Source organism: Vibrio sp. R-1 (assembly GCF_035615595.1).
GTDB lineage: Bacteria > Pseudomonadota > Gammaproteobacteria > Enterobacterales > Vibrionaceae > Vibrio > Vibrio cholerae.
Genome location: NZ_WPDC01000190.1, coordinates 1 through 1,368, shown reverse-complemented (window position 1 = coordinate 1,368; position 1,368 = coordinate 1). Strand labels below are relative to the sequence as shown.

2 protein-coding genes are annotated in these 1,368 nt (G+C 44.7%); one reads left to right on the top strand and one right to left on the bottom strand.

Annotation, left to right across the window (positions count from 1 at the left end; translation table 11 throughout):
* On the bottom strand, nucleotides 1-709 hold a 709-nt coding region (locus GOU96_RS17505; RefSeq protein ID WP_324702064.1), incomplete at its 3' end, for an MCP four helix bundle domain-containing protein.
* A gap of 230 nt (nucleotides 710-939) precedes the next feature.
* On the opposite strand from GOU96_RS17505, the gene GOU96_RS17500 reads away from it, so the two are divergent.
* Nucleotides 940-1,215, top strand: coding sequence for a DUF3630 family protein (locus GOU96_RS17500; RefSeq protein WP_233672311.1), 276 nt, complete (start codon nucleotides 940-942; stop codon nucleotides 1,213-1,215).
* Nucleotides 1,216-1,368 lie beyond the last annotated feature (153 nt).

The window sequence follows — 1,368 nt, the reverse complement described above, 5'->3', positions numbered from 1 at the left end:
CGCCGCGTTGCAGGTTACCGTTAGAGATTTGTTTGGCTTGATCTAGGATAGTCAGGAGAGGGTCGCGAATTTGGCGGGTTAGAACGCGGGCTAATACAGTAACGAGCGCAATGGCAATCAGAATACTGATGGAGACATACAGCTGCACCGAGGAGTAAATTTGTACAGCTTTGGTGCGACTTTCATTGGCGTATTGTTTATTAATTTTGATCAGTGCATTGATGGAATTATTTAGCTCGGAAAATTGTGTCATGCCCTGATTGAGTAAAATCTGCTCAGCTTGCGCTAAATTACCATTTTGCAGATTATTCATTACGTCCTGATTGATATCTAGATAGCGCTGCCACTGAATTTTTACGTTCTGAAACATCTGCTTATCTTCCGCACTGAACGCATACGGTGCGTATTTTTCCAGCTCGGAGTCCACTTGTGCACGCAGTGCGTTAATTTTATCGAAGTATTGGTTTTTTTGGGGATTATCTAATACGAGTTGATAACCTAATTGGTAACGGCGAAAGCTGCTAACGGCTTCACTGGTTTGAGAAACGATCATGATGCCGGGAACGATATTATCGGTTACGTCCAACGTCTGTTCATTCATGCGGCTAAACAAAGTGAGTGATAAAGCACCAATACCGATAATAACCAAGCCGAGTAGCGAGAAAGATAAAAACAGCTTTTTACCAATATTCAGGTCACGGAATGACATTTTTGTCTCCAGGAGAAAGCCTACGCCGCCACGACGGGGCGTTAAAAAACCATAACACAAGGTGATTTGTGCTGGAGGTATAGCGTAATAGCAGAACAGATATATCGGACAAATGTCCGAAAAATTTAATTTCTTCGACTATTTATTGCGGATTCATGAATAATCTGCTGATGTTTATATTGTCGCTTAACGCATAATTCACAGCCGTAATTGGAAATTTTTGAATCGATATGGAAAATTACTCAATAACTATTCCCGTGCCGGGGCTCAATTTTGATAATTTCGCCGAGCGGGCGCAGCCGGTGATTTCTCGGTTGGAGCTGCAGGTATTAGAGCGTCAATGTGATGCCGATTTGCACACTTGGCGGGTTGAATTTGAGGGTACCTCTTTGCTGCTGCGTGGCGATCATTATACCGAGTGCTTGTGGCTAGAAGCGCAGAATGAAGAGGGCGGCGACGTCTTAGCCTTTTTGGCGCAGATCCTCGCGGATGAGCGCACGTTTTGAGCTGACAAGCCCAGATGAGACGGTTATAATTTCACCTTACGCCTGTGGCTGCGTGCCGATAAACGCAGCGAATCAACAGGCTGGGTATGTATTTGGGTTCCCTCACCCCAACCAACAAAAAGGTGCACAATCAATGTCATCCTTCTCTCCTGC

Bases quoted from the DNA above. Each gene is read 5' to 3' on its own strand.
- GOU96_RS17500 (WP_233672311.1), top strand. From the start codon at position 940: ATGGAAAATTACTCAATAACTATTCCCGTGCCGGGGCTCAATTTTGAT.